The sequence below is a fragment of the Shewanella sp. HL-SH5 genome (assembly GCF_051163755.1).
GTDB classification, from domain to species: Bacteria; Pseudomonadota; Gammaproteobacteria; order Enterobacterales; family Shewanellaceae; genus Shewanella; species Shewanella glacialimarina.
The window spans coordinates 3865373-3884919 of the sequence record NZ_CP195038.1 but is presented as its reverse complement, the minus strand read 5'-3'; the positions used below and the strand labels follow the sequence as shown (position 1 = coordinate 3884919).

Here is a 19547-nt window from a genome sequence, read left to right as displayed (position 1 = left end):
TATTGGCGTAAAAAAATCGCTGTAATTGAACTTATTTTATATTGAGCACTGGTAGTAAACATGGCAAAGAAAGGTTTTTTCTCGTGGTTTCGTAAAGACAAGAACGAGCAAGAGGTCGTTGAAACCTCCAAAGAAGTCGTCCAAGACGTTGCTCAAGATAGTATTCAAGATAGTATTCAAGATGATGCTAATCAAGCGCAAGCGAGTGATGCAAAAATTGCCGCTGAGGCGCAAGCTGCAGAAGAGGCTAAAATAGCAGCCGCTGAGGCTAAGATAGTCGCCGCTGAAGCTCAAGCTGCCGAAGAGGCTAAAATAATTGCCGCTGAAGCGCAAGCTGCCGAAGAGGCCAGAATAGTAGCTGCTGAAGCTCAAGCTGCCGAAGAGGCTAAAATAGTCGCTGCTGAAGCTCAAGCTGCCAAAGAGGCTAAAATAGTCGCCGCTGAAGCTCAAGCTGCAGAAGACGCTAAAATAATTGCCGCTGAAGCGCAAGCTGCCAAAGAGGCTAAAATAGCAGCCGCTGAGGCTCAAGCTGCCGAAGAGGCTAGAATCGTCGCTGCGGAAGCTCAAGCTGCCGAAGAAGCTAAAATAATTGCTGTGGAAGCTCAAGCTGCCGAAGAGGCTAGAATAGTCGCCGCTGAAGCTCAAGTTGCGGAAGATAATGCACAAGGTGTTGTTACCCAAGTTGAGCCAGAACCCCAAGACAAGCCTAAAAAAGAAGGCATGTTTGCGCGCTTAAAACGTGGTTTGATGCGTACCAGTGAAAATATTGGTTCTGGATTCATTGGTTTGTTTAGTGGCAAAAAAATCGATGACGATTTATTTGAAGAGCTTGAAGAACAGCTGTTAATCGCCGATGTGGGTGTTGAAACGACGACTAAGTTAATTAAAAGCCTCACTGAGCAAGCATCACGTAAACAGCTTAAAAATGCAGAAGCGCTGTATGATCTTATGCGTGATGAAATGCAAAAAATGTTAGCCCCTGTAGCTATCCCTTTGGTGCCTGATAATGCAGAGGGGCCATTTGTTATTTTAATGGTAGGTGTTAATGGTGTAGGTAAAACAACGACCATTGGTAAATTGGCAAAACAGTATCAAAAACAAGGCAAATCTGTCATGTTAGCTGCTGGTGATACTTTTCGGGCAGCCGCTGTTGAGCAACTACAAGTCTGGGGGCAGCGCAATAATATTCCAGTTGTTGCACAGCACACAGGTGCCGACAGTGCTTCAGTTATTTTTGATGCACTTCAAGCTGCTAAGGCGCGTAAAGTCGATGTGCTAATTGCAGATACTGCGGGCCGTCTACAGAATAAAAGCCACTTAATGGAAGAGTTGAAAAAAGTGGTTCGAGTGATGAAAAAACTCGACATCAATGCTCCCCATGAAGTGATGTTAACCTTAGATGCTAGTACAGGGCAAAATGCGATTAGCCAGGCACAACTATTTCAAGAAGCAGTAGGTGTGACAGGTATTACCTTAAGTAAATTAGACGGCACAGCCAAAGGCGGAATAATCTTCGCCATAGCAGACAAGTTTAATATCCCCATTCGTCACATTGGTGTCGGCGAACAAATTGATGATTTACGTACTTTTAATGCCAATGATTTTATCGAAGCATTATTTAGTCAAGAAAAGGCAGAATAACAGAACATGATCCAATTTGAGCAGGTAAGTAAAGTCTATCCCGGCGGGCAAAAAGCCTTACTGGATGTGAATTTTCATCTTCGTCAAGGTGAGATGGCTTTTTTAACCGGTCACTCTGGTGCAGGTAAAAGTACCTTGCTTAAATTGATCACCGTTATTGAGCGTGCATCGGCAGGTCGGGTGGCGATTAATGGCCATGACATTGCCAATGTCAGTGCTAAACACGTGCCTTATTTACGTCGTAATATAGGGATGATTTTTCAAAATCATCACCTATTAATGGACAAAAGTGTTTTCGATAATGTGGCATTACCATTAGTGATTGAAGGCTTTTCCCATGGTGAAATAAAAAAGCGTGTTGCAGGTGCGTTAGACATGGTTGGGCTATATGGCAAAGAGCGTCATAGCCCCATTATGTTATCTGGTGGCGAGCAGCAAAGGGTAGGTATTGCCCGCGCGATTGTGAATAAGCCACCTATTTTATTAGCCGATGAGCCAACAGGTAACTTAGACCCAAAGCTGTCTATGGATATTTTAAGGTTATTTGAAACCTTTCATGATGCTGGTACCAGTGTGTTAATTGCGACCCACGACTTGGGACTCATCGCACGAATGAAATATCGTACCTTTACCCTAAAACAGGGAAGAATGATTGGCGGTGAGTCTCATTCTAGCTCGAGGGGAGAAGACTAATGGCTAAACAAAATAGCATTACCCAAAGCAAGCTGCCTATGAGTGGGCGAATCGTGATGTTTTTTATTCGTCATGTTCAACAAGGCATGTCGAGTATGGGAGAATTATGGCGTACGCCAGTGTCTTCAATCATGACAATGGCAGTTCTTGGGGTCAGTTTAAGCTTACCTGCAGCATTGCAGGTGTTGGTTAAAAATGCAGAAAATATCACTCAATCTTGGAATAGCGCCGCGGAGATATCACTGTTTATCAATGAAGGACGCAGCGAGCAGTCTATTCAAAGCTTAATTTCACGCATTAAAGTGTTTCGAGAAGTCGAGTCGATTGACTATATCAGCCGAGATCAAGCCTTAGAAGAATTTCAGCGTCTATCTGGTTTTGGTGAGGCTTTATCTTACCTGGACGAAAACCCACTACCCGCAGTGGTAACGGTTACACCGTCACTTAAATATTCTAGTCCAACAGGTGCGCGAGAATTACTACGTAAGCTTGAACGTGAACCTGAGGTCAGTTTTGGTCGTTTAGATATTGAATGGTTAGAGCGTTTACAAGCCATGGTGCGCTTGCTGGAGAAAACCGTATTGGCAATCGCGGCATTATTAGTACTGGCGGTGATATTGGTAATAGGTAATACCATTCGACTGGCTATTATGAATCGTCGTACCGAAATTGAAATTATGAAATTAGTCGGCGCGACAGAAGCCTTTATTCAGCGGCCGTTTCTATATACCGGGATATGGTATGGCGTCATTGGTGGACTTTTAGCGTGGATAATTATTAATTTATTAGTCTGGTACTTAGATAGTGCGCTAGCTGACTTAATGGGACTATATGGTAGCGAATTAAGTTTACAGGCACTTACTTTTGCTGAACTGGGTCAATTGGTTTTACTGGCATCATTTTTAGGATGGTTAGGATCTTATTTATCAGTGCGGCAGCATCTTCGTAAAATAGAGCCGTCGTAAATCTATCGCCGACCAGCGGTAAACTTAGCATAGATGTTAACGGTAACAGGATTAACCGATTGAGATAATCTATGCAAAGTAAGTAAATGAAACTTAGTTTACTTGCAAAGTAGTACGTTAACGGGTTAAATAACCGCTCGGATGAACTTTGTTGGACATAAGATGTCTTAATAATATGAAGTTTATCAGCTAACATCTTGTGAATTTTTTAATCTATTTCATTGTATTCAAAGATTTTGTAGCATGATTTTATTAAAGCAGTAGGAGAGCGAATGACTAATCAAACGCAATCAATGGCGCTAGCGTTACCGCAAAGCAGTGGTAGCATAGAAGCTTATATTCGGTCAGTATCTAAAATTGAGATGTTAGATGCTAAGACTGAGTTTGATCTCGCCAAGCGTTTACAAGAAACCGGCGATCTTCAAGCGGCTAAACAACTTATTATGTCGCATCTTCGTTTTGTTGCACACGTCGCCAAAGGTTATTCTGGCTACGGGCTACCACAGGCGGATTTAATTCAAGAAGGCAATGTTGGTTTGATGAAAGCGGTAAAACGTTTTGATCCTGATGTTGGTGTACGTCTAGTCTCATTTGCAGTGCATTGGATTAAAGCCGAAATTCATGAATACGTGTTGAAAAACTGGCGTATTGTGAAAGTGGCTACCACCAAAGCACAACGCAAACTATTCTTCAATATTCGCAAATCTAAAAAACGTTTAGGCTGGTTCAGCGATGAAGAAGTCTCAATGGTGGCCGAAAACTTAGGTGTTTCTAGATCAGACGTGACCGAAATGGAATCTCGGATGGCAGCGCAAGATCCTGCCTTTGATTTGACCAATGACAGTGACGACGACACAACCGATTATGCGCCAGCATTGTATTTGCAAGATCACGCTTCAGATATTGCGCAAAATATTGAAGACGACAACTGGGAGTCTGACTCGCAGGACCGTTTATTATTAGCCATTAAAACCTTAGACGAGCGTAGTCAGCATATTCTCCGTTCTCGCTGGTTAGATGATGATAAAACGACTTTGCAAGAGCTGGCTAATACTTACCAAGTATCAGCTGAGCGTATAAGACAGTTAGAAAAAAATGCCATGAATAAGCTTAAAAGCTGTATGGATATCTAATACTGTTATTAGTGCTCGTTAAGTATTAATTAAAACCTGCCGAGGCAGGTTTTTTTATGCCTATCGCTAAAATATTTGTGTTAGCTGATACCGTTTCAAACACTATTGTGCATAAAAATCTTCACATCAAAACGCTTCAGTTTTAAGGCTAATTAGTTCGAGTTTTAAGTCTTCATATCTGTGCATTCCGAGTTAAATTGTTATAACCCGTGCTTAAGATCAACTTCCTGATAATGGGTTTTGTTAGGGGCTATTAAAGTTTTAAATTAGCCCTTACACTGAAAACAGAGCCATGACCTAGGTAAACTTAATGCCCCCAATTATTTGTAATACTGCTTTAGAAGCTGTTTCTTTAATTGAAAATGGTGAAACAATCTGGACCCACTCTATGGGCGCAACACCCAAGCTATTACTCGATGCATTGGCTGTTCACGCTTTAAATCGGCATGATTTAACACTATTGCAGCTTCATACTGAGGGCGCAGAGTCATTAAGTGACCCAAGATTGAAGGCTCATCTTCGTCATCGTTGTTTTTTCGGTGGCGTGCCAACACGCTTGTTATTGCAACAAGGTGATGCGGACTACGTACCGATATTTCTCTCTGAAGTTCCTAAACTGTTTCGTTCCGGTGAACAGCATATTGACACCGCTATTATTCAGGTATCGCCGCCAGATAAACATGGTATTTGTTCACTGGGTATTTCGGTTGAAGCAACGTTGGCAGCATGCCAAATGGCCGGTAAAATCATCGCACATATTAATCCCATGATGCCCCGTACTCATGGTGATGGGTTTGTTCATTACCAGAAATTTGCCGCCGTGTATGAGCAAAGTATAGTATTACCACAACATCCATTAGCAGTAAGTGACCCGATTAGCTCAGCCATAGGTAAAAATGTTGCCAAGTTGGTGCGCGATGGTGACTGCTTGCAAATGGGCATAGGCTCGATTCCTGATGCGGTACTCTCTTGCCTTACGGAGCATCGTGACCTTGGTGTCCATACCGAACTATTTTCCGATGGGGTATTAAACCTGGTTGAGAGTGGCGCCATTAATAATAGCCGTAAGAAGGTGCATCCAGACAAACTGGTGACAGGTTTTGCTTTAGGAAGCCAGAGACTCTATGATTTTGTTGATGATAATCCATCAGTGATTTTTATGGATATTGAACAGGTTAACGATACGGCTATTATTCGAAAAAACCCAAATGTTATGGCCATAAATTCTGCCTTACAGGTGGATATATCAGGTCAGGTCTGCGCCGACTCGCTAGGCACGAGCATCTACTCCGGTGTAGGCGGTCAAATGGACTTTATTCGCGGGGCAGCACTTTCTGAAGGAGGGCGATCGGTTATTGCCCTGCCGAGCACTGCAGCTAAAGGCACTATTTCAAGGATTGCGACAGTGTTATCTCCTGGAGCAGGGGTCGTCACTACTCGTGCCCATGTGCATTACATTGTCACCGAATATGGTATTGCCAATATGCGGGGTAAATCACTGCGTGAACGTGCCCGCGCTTTAATCGATATCGCTCATCCAGACTTTAGAGAACAGTTGTGCCAGGAAACCTTCGATATTTGGCGGTTGAGGGTATAGTTTTTTATGGATATTAGTAAATAACCTCAGCTCGGGATAATAAATGCATATCAAACAGATCTTTGCCCCGCTAACTGCGTTGAATTCATTTGCAATAGCTCGCTATTGACGCATAAATTCGCCTTGTTAACAGCGCAAAGCTCAAGTTTGAGGGTAAATAGTTGAATTTTGACTATTTCAATACCGTTTATTCATCTCTTAACCCGAACTGAGGTTAAATAAAAAAGCCTCACTTAATGAGGCTTTAGTAAGGTGTTTAGTGTTTTAGCGTGACCGCTAAAACATTACTCAACATTTTGGATCTGAATGTTGGCTTGGTTTTTTATTTCATTTAAAAACAGGCAATTAGTCTATTTTTGTTTGTTTTAAAATGATTTTAGTCACCACTTTAGTCCCATTTCACTTGTTGTGAACGCTTAAGTTTTTACAATACAATTAATTCGTCACTAAAATTATCTTCAACTCTATTACCATTACATAGAACCGAGTAAATAGAACAATCTAAGTTATTTTTATGAACCTGTAATTTCTCAATAAATTCAGGTGAAAGTGAACAGTCGCCATCCGAAACCATTAGAATATCGGCTTTGATATAATTATCGCTTGTTTCAATGATGTCTAAGGCACGCTTAAGAGGAGGCTCAAAGTCAGTGCCGCCACCAAAACCTTGCTTTAGAAAACTGAGTAAGCCTGATGATTTGTCGGCATCGTTCATAGTGAACTCTCTTAGTTCGCCATTCGAGCCAAATAACAACACATGAAGCGACCGTTGTTCTTGTTTCAGTATGTTGGCAATGGCTAGTAGAATAGCCTTAGCTTTTAGCAAAGGCAGTCCTGCCATACTGCCAGATGTATCTATGCAGGCTATAACAGGTCCTGTTCGTTTTTGGCTAATTTCGTTTATCTCGCCGTTAACGTGGGTCACGCCTTGAAGCTCGTATGTGAGTAAATTATTTTCAAGAAGCCTTGCGTAAAAAAGCATCTCTAGTGTTTCGTCTTCTAAATTTACTAACTCACTTGGCAACATCCTCATTAAATCATTGCTACGGTGTGTGCCGTGAACTTCATTTTTGCTGGCCTCTGGTATTTTAGTGACTTTCTTTTTATCTACTGAAATGTAGTTCCTACCCATCTTTTGAGCTAGGTCTTTAATTTGCTGATTATCCTTTAATAGGCTTGCCAATGCGCTAAAGTCATCTTTGCAGGCTTGTAGGTCAGCATAGGAAAATTCTGCATTAGGGCAGCCAACAAGAAAGCCTTTCACTTCTTCATATTTATCTGAGATATGACTAAGGGTGCTATTTAACGCTTTTAGTTTACCTTTTACTTCCTCAGGAATAGGTTCATCAGCCAGTTCTTCTTCATAGGCTTGCAGTTCTGCCAGTTCTGCGCGTATTTTACTAATACTGGTTTCATTCAGTGGTAGGTTTTTAAAGTATTCTTCTTGTGTTTGCCAGTCAGGTTCAGGAGTAGAATTGTCTGCCAGAGAATTGTCCCAATCCCACAAACGCCATTTTGTTGTGCCTAATTGCTTGCGTGCAGTGTTTTTCAGCTCACCGAGGGTTGGTTCCCAGGTTTCAATGGAAACTAGTGATGTGATGTAATCAAAGCCCCTTTCAATCAAGCCGGTTTTTTGTGACACGTGATCTGCATAATTTACGCACTTAGTCGAAAACTGATGGCAATTATTAAACACAAGGCCATAAAATGCTCTATCGCCGATATGGGTCTCTGCGCCATTGGCGACGCTCAAGTTACCAACTGCACCATAGCTGTTACAAGAAACATAAATTTTACGCCCCAGCTTACTTTTAGAAGTGAAGTCTGCAGCGCTACTATAGCTAACAGTGCTTTCCGCAATGCCATCAACCACAATGTTTGATATCCTGCCGTCACCGACATAAATACCCGAATGCTCAACGGCCACCCATAGATCGCAATATAGAGCGCTACCTGGGACTGGTGTTACAGTCTCTCGGAAATTGCTATCGATAAAGTATTTTATCGATTTAATACCTAGAGGAATGGCACTTTTGATTAAGTTGGCACCAGAGCTGAGGATGTTGGCGGCTGTACTGAGCATTACGACTCCCTATAGCCAAATGTTAGCTTTAATTTGATGCATTAATAAGTCAACACTGTTAATTTCACTTTCATCTGCTTGGGAATGTGATTTATCAGCATCAATAACCACTTTTCGTAACCTTGGTAAGTTGCTACTTCCATCCCATTGCCATACAGTATTAAAATCCCAGTTTAAGGTGTGCTCAAAAAAGTATTGATTAAACTGTGAATTCGCTATTTCCCTTCCATCTATATCATCAGAATTATTAACTCTATTATGTATTTTAATGCTATCTACAGAGGCATTATTAATGAGTTTGCAATCAAATGAATTACTAGTTATTCCTTTAATAGCCACTTCACCAGCACTTGTTATTGGGCCAAGTATACATTCAGTAATCTCGCCACTTTTAAGGCTCGATGTTATTCCGAAAAAGTTAAAATTATCTGTATGTGTGCTTGATTGAGTGTTTAGTTGAGCACTAGAACGGATATAAGGAAAAAATCCAAAGAACTGTCGTTGAATTTCTAGTGTACCTGTGACAATGCAACGTTTTATCTTGCTGTTGAATGCATTGACAACAATCCCTCCTTTCTTATAGGAGATGGCGGCACTGAAATTATCTAGTTCAATCATGCAGTCTGTAATCGTGCTATTTTTTGCATAATTGTCACTGTTAAAACTATCGTCGATTAAAATGGATTTTGTTTGGCATTGGGTTATTTCACAATCTTCGACATTTCCACCAACTAAGCTACTTGTTGTAGAGCAGGAATGAATTTTCGACTTTATTGCATCCCTTCTAGTTATTTTTCCATCAGAAATGCAATAAGTAATCTCAGAGCCTTCAATATTATTTGCTAATGAATAATCAATAAGTACAAGAGCAGTGATACTAGACTTTGGCTGAACATCATCAAATAGTGTCATATCTGTAGATGTTCCCTTAATACTAAAACTATTACCATTGTAATGACCTTGAAAAGGGATTTCTGTCCATGAACTCATTGAGGAGCAGTCAATGTCTTTTGTTTGCTGAAAATAGTAGCCTTTTAGCCCAATGTCTGGACGCAGTAAACCAATTAACTCATCTGTATTTGAAATCAGCAAGGGGTCGTCTATAGTGCCACTGCCTGTGTAGCCCTTGATAACTCCTTTTACTCGGCGTTTCGGTGCTACTTTGGTAGCGCTGACTGTAGGGGTGTCTTGTTCGCTAAGGGGAACGGATGAGCTGTAATTTCGCAAGACTTTAATAATTAACTTTTGAACGGTTGCAATATTATCAGGATGATTCCATAAACAATTTTTTAGCAACAACACATCTGAAAGATCAACCTCATTCCTACCATTAGTTGCAGCTGAAACTCGTAATAATTTAATGATTTTAATCAGGCGGCGATCAGATAATTCTTCTCGACGGTCTTCTTTGAAAGCTTCTTTATGCTCATGCCAAATATCTTGAACGGCTTGTTTGATATTGTCGGGGATCTTTATGCTTGAAATGCTGTCATCTAATTGTTTTAAATCATCATGGGTTAGCGGGCCTTCAATATCCTTATCTTCATTTAGTTCAAACAGATACTGTAACTTGCCTTCGCCAACATAATCGACAAAGCTTCTTACTAAGAAGCGGTCATACAATGCGTTAAGCTCTTCTTGACCTGTAGGTAACTCATTTGAAGCGGCGATTAAGGCTCTTAATGGTACTTTCACAGCGTTGGTACCATTGTGATAAACACGTTCATTCATAATGGTGAGTAATGCATTAAGAATCGATGAACTAGCCTTAAAAATCTCATCAAGAAACGCAATTTTAACTGATGGCAGGTACCCAGCAGTATTGCGCTTAAAGCGATCTTGTTTCAGTTCGCTTATGGATAGCGGACCAAAGATTTCCTCAGGCGTAGAGAATTTAGTCAGAAGGTATTCAAAATAGGGAATTGTGCTGGCTTGGGGCTCATGGGTAAAGCTTTGGGTGATACGCCTCGCAATGAGACTTTTTGCTGTACCTGGTGGGCCGATTAACAGTATGTTTTCACCTGCGAGTATTGATAGTAAAGTTGACTTTAATGTAGCATCACGGTCAACAAGGCCGTGATTAAGTTGTATTAGAAGAGAGATTATTTTATCTTTTATTATTGTCATTTTTAGTAACTTCCATGTGTAAAAAATCAAAACTTATTGAAGCGAAAATATGCAAAGAGTCATTATGCTAACACTGCTTTTTAAGTGTTACTAGTCAGATGATTTTTATTTACTTATTTCGAAACTGCTCCTTATATACATTTAAGCTTGTGACATTTCATCACTCAGTAATCAAGTGCTATTCAGCGAGTTAAGTATTTTACGTATATCTGTATCTTTTTGATCTGTATGCTCATATGTAATAACAAATTGATGATTCTTAAATTTTTACAGGGTATGATTGCATTCAATAAAAAAGATAAAAATTTAACGCTGCGAAGGAATGATGGCATTGGATATACAAGATAAAAGCCTTGAAAAGGGCTCTACTAATTTCAGTTTTCTCAAGCCATACGACCCTATCTTTATCGATTTGGCCAGCAGCGCCGAACGTGCCTTTATAAGCGACCCTAACACCACCTTGATTAAGCTGCGCCAACTCGGCGAAGCCATGGCGCAAGATATCGCCGCCAGATGTGGTGTTGAATTTGATGAAAAAACCACTCAAGCCGATCTGCTGTATAAAATCCATCGAGAACTGAATTTAGAGCCTGTTGTACGGCAGTTATTTCATTCATTACGTATCGAAGGCAACAAAGCTACACATCAGTTTATAACCCATCACAAAGAAGCATTAGAAGGCTTAAAACTGGCTCGTAGCTTAGCCATCTGGTTTCACCATGCCTTTGGTAATCTTAAAACACCATTTAAAGCGGGTCCGTTTACACCACCTCAAGATCCCAGTGCGCAGCTGCAAGCGTTACAAACTCAAATTGAGCAATTACGTAGTGAACTAAATGATAACCACCAGCAGTTAACTGATAATCAACAGCTAACCGAATTAATCGCCCGTGAAAAAGAAGAATACGCCGTCCTTGCTGAACAAATGGACGCTGAAGCTCGGGTATTATCAAAGCAGGCTGCTGAGCATGAAAAAGCACTCGCCGAGCAACAGAGTCAATTTGAGTCTCGTATTAAAGCGCTTCAAGCCGAACTGGCTCAACAAGCTCAAACCGACAGCAAAGCAGCCAGTAAAAATAGGTCAACCTTAAGTAAGCAAGCCAGCAAAGCGGGTAATCATATTGAGCTAAGCGAAGAGCTAACTCGGGTGTTAATTGACCAGCAACTTAATGAAGCCAAATGGACTGCTGATACCCAAAGATTAGATTACCGCAAAGGCACTCGACCCGAAAAAGGTAAAAATCTCGCCATTGCAGAATGGCCAACATTATATAAGGGCCAGCAGGGGCGAGCTGACTATGTTTTGTTTTGTGGCCTAACACCTATTGCTATTGTTGAGGCTAAAAAAGAGAACTCCAATGTCGCGGGTAAAATTACTCAAGCAGAGCGTTATTCTAGAGGCTATAAACTACCATCAACACAACAAGGAGCATGGGAACTAGAGGGCCGCACCGTTGCTTGGGCGGATGAAAACGATGGCCACTATCACATTCCCTTTGTTTATTCATGTAATGGCAGACCGTTTAACAAACAGCTAGCCGAATTATCGGGCACTTGGTTTCGGGATACGCGCAAGCCCAGCAATGCAAAGAAAGCACTGCAACAGTTTCATTCGCCAGATGGCCTGCTCGATAAGTTAAAACGTAGCCGTGAAGATGCTGAGCAGCAACTCCAACAAGAGGGGTTTGATTACCTGGGGTTGCGTGATTATCAACAAAAAGCCATTGCAGCGGTTGAATCGGCCTTAGAGCAAGATAAAACCGAGTGCCTGCTGGCAATGGCTACAGGCACAGGTAAAACTCGTACCATTATTGGTTTAATGTATCGCTTCTTAAAAGCTGAACGTTTTAGGCGTATTTTATTCCTCGTTGATAGAACCGCATTAGGTGAGCAAGCATGCGACTCCTTTGACGAAGCCAAGCTGGAACAAAATAAGGTTCTATCGTCTATCTACAACATTGCCGAATTAGGCGATATGGCCAGTGAGGCCGAAACCCGCATTCAAGTGGCCACAGTGCAAGCCATGGTCAAGCGTATTTTTATGTCTGACACACCGCCGCCACTTGATGAATTTGACTGTATTATTGTTGATGAAGCCCACCGAGGCTATGCCCTAGACCAGCAAATGACAGAAGGTGAGCTTGCCACTCGCGATGCGAGTCAATACTTGTCTAGTTACCGTCGCGTACTCGATTATTTCGATGCCGTGCGTATTGGATTAACCGCAACGCCTGCCAAGCATACGAGTGAAATTTTCGGTAAGCCCATTTATACCTATAGTTACCGTGAAGCCGTGGCAGATGATTGGCTTATCGACCATGAACCACCGATTAGATATGAAACCCAACTCAACAAACACGGCATCAAGTTTGAAAAAGGTGAAACCGTTAGCGCTATTAATACCCAAACAGGTGAAATAGAAACCGCCGATTTAGACGATGAATTAAAGTTTGATGTAGAGTCCTTCAATAAAAGGGTGATAACCGAGTCATTTAATGATGTTATCTGCCAAGAGTTAACCAAAGAGCTAGACCCATTCGGCGATGAAAAGACCATGATCTTTTGTGCCACCGACGTACATGCTGACATGGTAAAACGCTTATTAGACAAAGCATTTTTTGAGCTGTATGGCGATGAATACAACCAAGCCGCCGTGGCTAAAATTACCGGCCAAAGCGATAAAGTCAGTCAGCTTATTCGCCAATACAAAAATGAGCGATATCCTAATATCGCCATTACTGTTGACCTATTATCAACGGGTATTGATGTCCCTAAGATTTGTCATTTAGTGTTTTTACGCCGCGTTAAGTCACGCATTTTGTATGAACAGATGATGGGGCGAGCGACTCGTCGTTGTGATGATATTGGAAAAACCGCCTTCAAGATTTATGACCCCGTAGATATTTATAGTGCGCTTGAAGCTGTCAACACAATGAAGCCGATCGTTAAAGACCCCAGCATCACCCTTGAACAGCTGGTGGAAGAGTTAAGCGATGATGCCTATTTAGCGCAAGCCTTAGATGTACCTGGTGAACAGGCAGGCACTAGCCATGCCGATGATGTACTTAATCAGCTTGGTCAAAAAGTCATGCGGGTGATGCGTAAAGCGGTGAAAAAGGCAGAAAACAAGCCAGAACTTAAAGCAAAGCTCGAACAGCTTGAAGAGGTGTGGGGCGTAGCGCCTGATAAGCTCCACCAGCACTTACATCAAATTGGCCCTAAAGAGGCATCGCAATTTTTTAAGCAGCATAGCGGCCTTATTAATCAATTGGCAGAAGTCCGTTACTTAGTTGGCAGTAACGCAATGCCGATTATTTACAACGGCAATGATGAATTTATAAGTCGTCAGCAAAACTATGGCGTACACGAAAAACCAGCTGACTATCTTGAAAGCTTTAACCATTTTATTAAGCAGAATATTAACCAATCGGCAGCCTTGTCAGTAGTCGTGAATCGCCCTAAAGACCTAACGCGAGAACAACTGAAAGAAGTCAAATTAATGTTAGATGCAGCCGGTTATAGTGAGGCCCATTTGCAAAGCGCATGGCGTAAAAATACCAACCAAGACATTGCAGCCAGTATTATTGGTTATATTCGTCAGGCGGCGCTTGATGAAGCCCTCATTCCCTTTGAGCAGCGAGTCACCAAAGCCATGCAGCGCATTTACAGCGAGCATGACTGGAACCCGCTTCAACGTAAGTGGCTTGATCGTTTAGCAAAGCAGTTAGTGCATGAGGCTGTGATTGATAAGGCATTTGTCAACCAACGTTTTGCAGACCAAGGAGGGGCAAAGCGTTTTGATAGCGTGCTCGATGATCAGCTCGACACTATCCTAGATGAACTCAATGAATACCTCTGGCAGGTTGGTTAGTCATTGATGGAAGTTGTTGCATTAATGGCTTCAATGCCTCGGTTTGATTCGCTTATGAATGTATCGTTACCTTCAATAGTCTCTCAAACTCGACCTCCTGAACGAATAGTATTGGTCACCGATAGAGTTGCTTTATCTGAATCAGAGCAATCTAGTATCACTACGGCAGTAGCCCCCATACCTGTAACATTCTTAATTAATGAACGTTGCCAAGGCGCGGCTGGCTCTTGGAATACAGGCCTAGCCTATATTAATGAGTGTCACTCTAAGTGCTATGTTGCCATTCTTGATGATGATGATTATTGGCTTACAAATCATTTAGAACTGTGTTTAACACATTCGCAGCGAGGAGCTGCAAACATGGTTTTATCGGGGATATCTGTCATAAAAGAAGGGCTCACAGTAGCTAATAATATCCCTAACAACCTGAAACAAAGTGATTTTTTAGTCGGCAATCCTGGTTGGCAAGGGTCAAACACATTTGTGCTGTGTCAGTTGTTAATAGATGCCGGCGGCTTTAGTGATGGTCTTGTTAGTAGTAACGATAAAGATTTAGCCATAAGAGTGTTAGCTATTACTAATATCAAGATTGAGTACACGCTAGCCGTAACCGTTTGTTGGAATTTAGGAATGCACTCAACAGCCTTATCCGCTAGAGGTTCCAGACAAAAATTATTGGGTTGTGCTCAGTTTATCTTATTACATGGCCACCGAATGACTCAACCTCAAAAAGAACAATATTTTGAACGAATTTCTTCATTATTTTCTATTTCAGAGCAAGCAATAGTTAATGAGATGAACACTAATAAGGACATTAGAATTGCAGCAGGATCACTCTCATAAAGATACGCGGCCCTTAACCGTAGGGTTAGCGTTACGTAAACTGACAATGATAAAAGAATGTGGATTACATTATAAAAATGCTCCAGTCATCATCGGTATTAATCTATGTAACCAAGCAGAATTCATTGCTCAAGCGTTACATAGCGCATTATCTCAATCGTTAGTCGACAATAGCACTGCACAAATTGTCATTCTCGATGATCAATCAACAGATAATTGGCAAGCACACTGTAGCACCCTGTTAGATCATCCTAGCGTGACAATTTTAAGTGCACTCTGCGGCTCTCCAGCCAGAGCTCGTAACCAACTGCTAGATTATGCATCTACAACTACTGCTCAATGGGTTGCACGACTGGATGCTGATGATGTTCTTGATAACGCTAGAAGTGTTGAGTCTTTATGGTTAAGAGGTGAAGCGTCAAATGCTGACTTTGTTATTGGGAGTAATAGATTAAAACAAAATGGTCAGCTTTTAAGTGTTACCAATATTGCGAAACCAGAAGTATTACTTAATCCAATCAAGTTAACTGGATTTATTGAGGCATTTTGTCATGGGCAGTCCGATAATGAACTACCATCATGCAACTTGTTACTTAACACTAGGGTTATAGAACGATATCCAAATATTCGAAGTGCAGAAGACCATTGGTTGATTACACGCTTATTATTGTTACCTGAATATAAAGGTGAAATCGTAAGTTTGCCTTACTACTCTGTTTACACGTTGGATGGAATCGATACAACAAACAATAAGCAAAAAGCAATTTGGACAGAACAGAGACATCGTTTAGCCGTTGCAGCAAAACAATGGATGCAGGTACAAAAATTACCATTTCAATATTTAGGCTCTGGGCAAGAAGGGGTGGTCATTCAAAAAGGAAATAATATTGAGAAGTCTTTTTATCCTTGGGCAATCGATGATGAACAAGTCAGCTGGTTAAAACAAGCCTTACCTAGTAACAACATCGTCCCCCAAGTGAGCTGGCACAAGAAAAACGGACAATGGAGTTATAGTACCCCGAATTTATATACCTCTGAGATGCAGTTACCTGTGTCAGCCATTGTTGTTGGCCAATTTTTACAAGGAATGTATGCGGCAGGGATTTGTGGCTTGAATATAAAAAGGGACAATATTCGTCAAATGAAAGATGGCAGCCTGCACTACATTGATGTTGGGAGCGATATCCAACCTCTTACAGCAAGCAAGTTCTTAGATATGTCTGCAAGATTATATGCCATTGCCATATTACAGCTACCCGATGAAGAATTAGTGAGGCGAACATCTTCAACCTCTCAAGATAAAGCATTACAGCAATTAAAAGGCTTTACAGACTTCTATTTAGCTTTAATCGAAGCATTGCATCCACATGTGTCATTAAGAGCACCTAATGTACCAACCAGCATCGATGTGGGGATTAATCAAGATACAACATTACTAATTAAAGCCTGTGCCCAAGATGCGGATGTACTATTCACTCAAGTGAGTCATATCGTTACACAGTTAAATTATCCTCAAAAATTTAAACAGGTATTGCTATTGCTCGACAGCTACCAAGGGCCATTTTTACGTCAATATCAACAAGGTGATTTTAACCAGTTGCTCACATCAGCCAACGAACTAGTAAACAATGGCATAGTCGATGAACTGCTTATTGCTCCCACTTCAAGTGATGTTATATCTGCTACTTACAGCCAATGGTTTGGTGCATCAAAGGTTAAACAATCACACACCACTTCACAGGCACCACTTTTTTCACAGATATGGGCATTTAATCAAGTCACTACTCGTTATGTATTACAGTGTGACTGTGATGTGCTGGTGGGGCGTAAAAACTGGCAACATGATTACATTGCAGACATGAAAGCTGAATTAATCGACCCTAAAGTGATTAGCGTAGGATTTAATATACCTAAGTCTACAGATGCATTCTTACCCTACTTTGGACAAGATGGACAATTTGCTCCCGAAGTCAGAATGGGCTTGTTAGATCTCGTTAAAATTAAGCAAACACTGCCAATCAATAACCCCATAATTAATGATAAATACACATTAACTTGGCACCGTGCTTTACAGGCACATCAAAAGACAACAGGGCTCAGTTCATTACGTGGGGGAGATCCTGCCACTTTCTACATTCATCCTCGCAATGAAGATAAACAAGCAACAACACTTGATCAGATAAGGGACTTGGTTTCCCAAGGTTGTTGTCCTGTTGAGCAAGAAGAACAATTTGATTTAATTACTCATGCTAATTGGCAATATCCAAAGCGCAAAGAAGCTGTGATTTTCCTATTAAAAGGACGCTTCACCACGATAAACAAGCTTGAAAGGTGCTTAGATAGTTTACGTATGCAAAGCGATCAATCATTTGGGATCATCTTAATAGATGACGCCAGTGGTGAGATCCATAATTGGTGCTATCCAATATTGCTCGATAAGCTACTTGATCGTACAACCTTGATACGTCACCAACACAACCACGGGCGAGTACTGAATTTTATCCAAGCTATTTCAGATGTTTGTGTTAATGATGACAGTATCATTGTGATATTAGATCAAGATGACTGTTTAATGCGACATGACGTTGTTAAGCATATTGTGGATGCAGCTAATCAAGGTGCTGACTTAATCCACATGCCTATGTTTCGCCCTAATAAACCATTGAAATTGTATCAACCCAGCTACAACAATATTAGGCAAAAAGGGGGAGGGAATGTATGGGCTCATCAGCGTGCATTTAAAAAGTCTTTATTTGATAGCGTTCCACACGCTTATTTTAAAAAAGATCATGATTGGATACCATCGGTGACTGATTATGCCACTATGTTACCAATGGCTGAGGCCGCTAAAGCCCCTGTTTTTATTGATATTGGCTATTCATATTTCCACCAGCGAGCGGAATACACTCTAGATATAAAAGCTGAACAAAGCCAATTATTAAAAGCTATCTTTGCAAAAGAGCCTTTAAGCACTGAGCTGCAATGATTGCTGGCACCATGCCAATTTTATGTGGGTATCTGCCAGATATTGGGACGCTTCATTATGATACAGCCACCAATTACTGGTTCGCTGTTGGCCGCGTTGTAGGTAAAAATAGCTCTCTGCCTGCTTTAAGCTTTCGATGGAACTGTTATTGAGCCAACAGTCTGCCGAAATATTACCAATGAGCTTAGCCAAGGTAATATCATTAGGTGCTATAGCGAGCGTTTGTAATTGCGAAAAAGGATCAGATACATTGAGTTTGCCTAATTGAGGTTTACGTAAGCTCAATGCTTTCCAATCGAAGTGCTGGTCAAACTTTTGCATTAACGCATAGCGCCTCTCTCCTAGCCAGTTATGGAAGTGACATGGGTTAGGGATGTTGGCCGATAATGTCGCTGAGCGGGCTATAGAAGGAAGTAAGTTCATCCCAACAACTCTAGCTTGTATAGTGTTAGCCGCTAATGCTGTCAGTAAAACGGTGCCACTTGATGGAACATTGTTAAGCTCAGTCTGCAGTAAACTATGCAGTCTATTTAGCTGTGTTTCAAACCCTTCAAAAGGCAGTGGCCCTTGAATAGTATATGGTGAACTGAGCCCTGAGATTTTTTGGTTCTGAATTCGGCAAACGCCAACAAGCTCATTAAAGCCATGATTAAATACAATGATATTGGTGTCGTTAGATAATGAACATACATCAATATCTTTAGCGCCATTGCCGAGCACTAACCAGTTCATCGTTTCTGTATTATCACAATTAAGCGTTCTTCGGTTTGCTTTATTTGATGTATCAATGCTTTATGACGCAGGGTGTTATTGACATTGATTTGTTCACCAAAACGATTGCTAATGATAAAGTCCTCATTAACAACATCAAAATTCCATTGATGTAACCCATAGTATTTAGCCGCTTTACCCTCATTACGATAATGGTTCAAATAAAAATAACACTTAGGCTTTAATACCGTAATAGCTTCTTCAATAACGTTAATGGGATTAAGGCAGTGATCTATGCTGTTACGTGCATGAATTAAATCAAATGAGTTTTCCTCAAACTGCTGACTAAGTCGTTCCCCCTCACCGTAACGAGTCCAATATTTAGGCCGTAAATTAAGCGCAGTCAGTATTTTACAGTATTTATCTGCCATAGGATCGATAGGTACTAATTCGATTTCATGTCCATTATGTATTTTACCGACCTTACTCACTGGCCCAGCACCAATGTCTAACACTTTTACACCAGTTTTTGTACCACAGGGAAGTAACTCGGCTAGATCAGCTTGCAAAGGAGTATCGTGAGCAAAATGACGGGCTAATTTATCGCGGTTATTTAATAAGTTTTGTAGATGGAATTCATCGCCAACTAAAAGCAATGCCAGCTTCCATTTTACAAATTGGCCAAAGCCTGTGTTAGGCAAATAAGGCGATATAGCCACAAAGAAACATCGATATAGTGTTTTACGCAAAATCCAGTTACCTATAAAATCAATTGCATCAGTATGATACACCAATATATATTGGCTTTTGTAATTAATGTTTAGACTCGTTTACCAGTGAGTCATTGTAAACGAATACCTTTGACAAACGGGTTAGCGGAAACTTGCTTTATGTGTA

12 protein-coding genes are annotated in these 19547 nt (G+C 41.1%); 8 read left to right on the top strand and 4 right to left on the bottom strand.

The genetic code is table 11. The features are described 5' to 3' along the window. Nucleotides 1-60: 60 nt before the first annotated feature. From ftsY to ACRWQM_RS16935, 5 genes are all read left to right on the top strand, one after another. Nucleotides 61-1641: a signal recognition particle-docking protein FtsY gene (gene ftsY, locus ACRWQM_RS16955; protein WP_434930721.1), complete on the top strand. Its 1581-nt coding sequence runs from the start codon at nucleotides 61-63 to the stop codon at nucleotides 1639-1641. A 6-nt stretch (nucleotides 1642-1647) separates the two neighbouring features. Then, nucleotides 1648-2334 (top strand): cell division ATP-binding protein FtsE, encoded by a 687-nt coding sequence (gene ftsE, locus ACRWQM_RS16950; RefSeq protein ID WP_434930720.1) that lies wholly within the window; start codon nucleotides 1648-1650, stop codon nucleotides 2332-2334. Further along, nucleotides 2334-3299, top strand: coding sequence for a permease-like cell division protein FtsX (ftsX, locus tag ACRWQM_RS16945; RefSeq protein WP_434927862.1), 966 nt, complete (start codon nucleotides 2334-2336; stop codon nucleotides 3297-3299). The genes ftsE and ftsX overlap by 1 nt, the downstream gene beginning before the upstream one ends. A gap of 272 nt (nucleotides 3300-3571) precedes the next feature. Further along, nucleotides 3572-4432, top strand: a complete 861-nt coding sequence (rpoH, locus tag ACRWQM_RS16940; protein WP_434927863.1) for an RNA polymerase sigma factor RpoH — start codon at nucleotides 3572-3574, stop codon at nucleotides 4430-4432. A 310-nt stretch (nucleotides 4433-4742) separates the two neighbouring features. Beyond that, nucleotides 4743-6029, top strand: a complete 1287-nt coding sequence (locus ACRWQM_RS16935) for an acetyl-CoA hydrolase/transferase family protein (protein ID WP_434930719.1) — start codon at nucleotides 4743-4745, stop codon at nucleotides 6027-6029. A 424-nt stretch (nucleotides 6030-6453) separates the two neighbouring features. Here the strand turns inward: ACRWQM_RS16935 and ACRWQM_RS16930 are convergent, their stop codons facing one another. Next, the gene (locus tag ACRWQM_RS16930) at nucleotides 6454-8112 is read right to left on the bottom strand and encodes a VWA domain-containing protein (RefSeq protein WP_434930718.1); all 1659 of its coding nucleotides are present in this window, start codon (nucleotides 8110-8112) and stop codon (nucleotides 6454-6456) included. Between the two features lie 9 nt (nucleotides 8113-8121). Continuing rightward, entirely contained in the window at nucleotides 8122-10239 is a 2118-nt protein-coding gene (locus ACRWQM_RS16925) for an AAA family ATPase (RefSeq protein WP_434930717.1), read from the bottom strand. Between the two features lie 325 nt (nucleotides 10240-10564). Between ACRWQM_RS16925 and hsdR the strand changes: the two genes are divergently transcribed. Genes hsdR through ACRWQM_RS16910 form a run of 3 tightly spaced genes read left to right on the top strand, consistent with a single transcriptional unit; the run spans nucleotide 10565 to nucleotide 17939 of the window. Then, nucleotides 10565-14110: a type I restriction-modification system endonuclease gene (gene hsdR / locus ACRWQM_RS16920; RefSeq protein ID WP_434930716.1), complete on the top strand. Its 3546-nt coding sequence runs from the start codon at nucleotides 10565-10567 to the stop codon at nucleotides 14108-14110. A 6-nt stretch (nucleotides 14111-14116) separates the two neighbouring features. Then, a complete protein-coding gene (locus tag ACRWQM_RS16915; protein ID WP_434930715.1) occupies nucleotides 14117-14953 on the top strand; it encodes a glycosyltransferase in 837 nt (278 codons plus the stop codon). Continuing rightward, on the top strand, nucleotides 14931-17939 hold the full coding sequence (locus tag ACRWQM_RS16910) for a glycosyltransferase (RefSeq protein ID WP_434930714.1): 3009 nt from the start codon (nucleotides 14931-14933) through the stop codon (nucleotides 17937-17939). The genes ACRWQM_RS16915 and ACRWQM_RS16910 overlap by 23 nt, the downstream gene beginning before the upstream one ends. Here the strand turns inward: ACRWQM_RS16910 and ACRWQM_RS16905 are convergent. Then, entirely contained in the window at nucleotides 17919-18671 is a 753-nt protein-coding gene (locus ACRWQM_RS16905; RefSeq protein ID WP_434930713.1) for a hypothetical protein, read from the bottom strand. The genes ACRWQM_RS16910 and ACRWQM_RS16905 overlap by 21 nt on opposite strands. Beyond that, on the bottom strand, nucleotides 18668-19399 hold the full coding sequence (locus tag ACRWQM_RS16900; protein WP_434930712.1) for a class I SAM-dependent methyltransferase: 732 nt from the start codon (nucleotides 19397-19399) through the stop codon (nucleotides 18668-18670). The genes ACRWQM_RS16905 and ACRWQM_RS16900 overlap by 4 nt, the downstream gene beginning before the upstream one ends. Nucleotides 19400-19547 lie beyond the last annotated feature (148 nt).

Excerpts from the sequence above, each read along its gene's own strand:
- ACRWQM_RS16905 (WP_434930713.1), bottom strand. The coding sequence starts at position 18,671 with ATGAACTGGTTAGTGCTCGGCAATGGCGCTAAAGATATTGATGTATGT.
- ftsY (WP_434930721.1), top strand. The coding sequence starts at position 61 with ATGGCAAAGAAAGGTTTTTTCTCGTGGTTTCGTAAAGACAAGAACGAG.
- ACRWQM_RS16930 (WP_434930718.1), bottom strand. The coding sequence starts at position 8,112 with ATGCTCAGTACAGCCGCCAACATCCTCAGCTCTGGTGCCAACTTAATC.
- ACRWQM_RS16935 (WP_434930719.1), top strand. The coding sequence starts at position 4,743 with ATGCCCCCAATTATTTGTAATACTGCTTTAGAAGCTGTTTCTTTAATT.
- ftsE (WP_434930720.1), top strand. The coding sequence starts at position 1,648 with ATGATCCAATTTGAGCAGGTAAGTAAAGTCTATCCCGGCGGGCAAAAA.
- ACRWQM_RS16915 (WP_434930715.1), top strand. The coding sequence starts at position 14,117 with ATGGAAGTTGTTGCATTAATGGCTTCAATGCCTCGGTTTGATTCGCTT.
- hsdR (WP_434930716.1), top strand. The coding sequence starts at position 10,565 with ATGGCATTGGATATACAAGATAAAAGCCTTGAAAAGGGCTCTACTAAT.
- rpoH (WP_434927863.1), top strand. The coding sequence starts at position 3,572 with ATGACTAATCAAACGCAATCAATGGCGCTAGCGTTACCGCAAAGCAGT.
- ftsX (WP_434927862.1), top strand. The coding sequence starts at position 2,334 with ATGGCTAAACAAAATAGCATTACCCAAAGCAAGCTGCCTATGAGTGGG.
- ACRWQM_RS16925 (WP_434930717.1), bottom strand. The coding sequence starts at position 10,239 with ATGACAATAATAAAAGATAAAATAATCTCTCTTCTAATACAACTTAAT.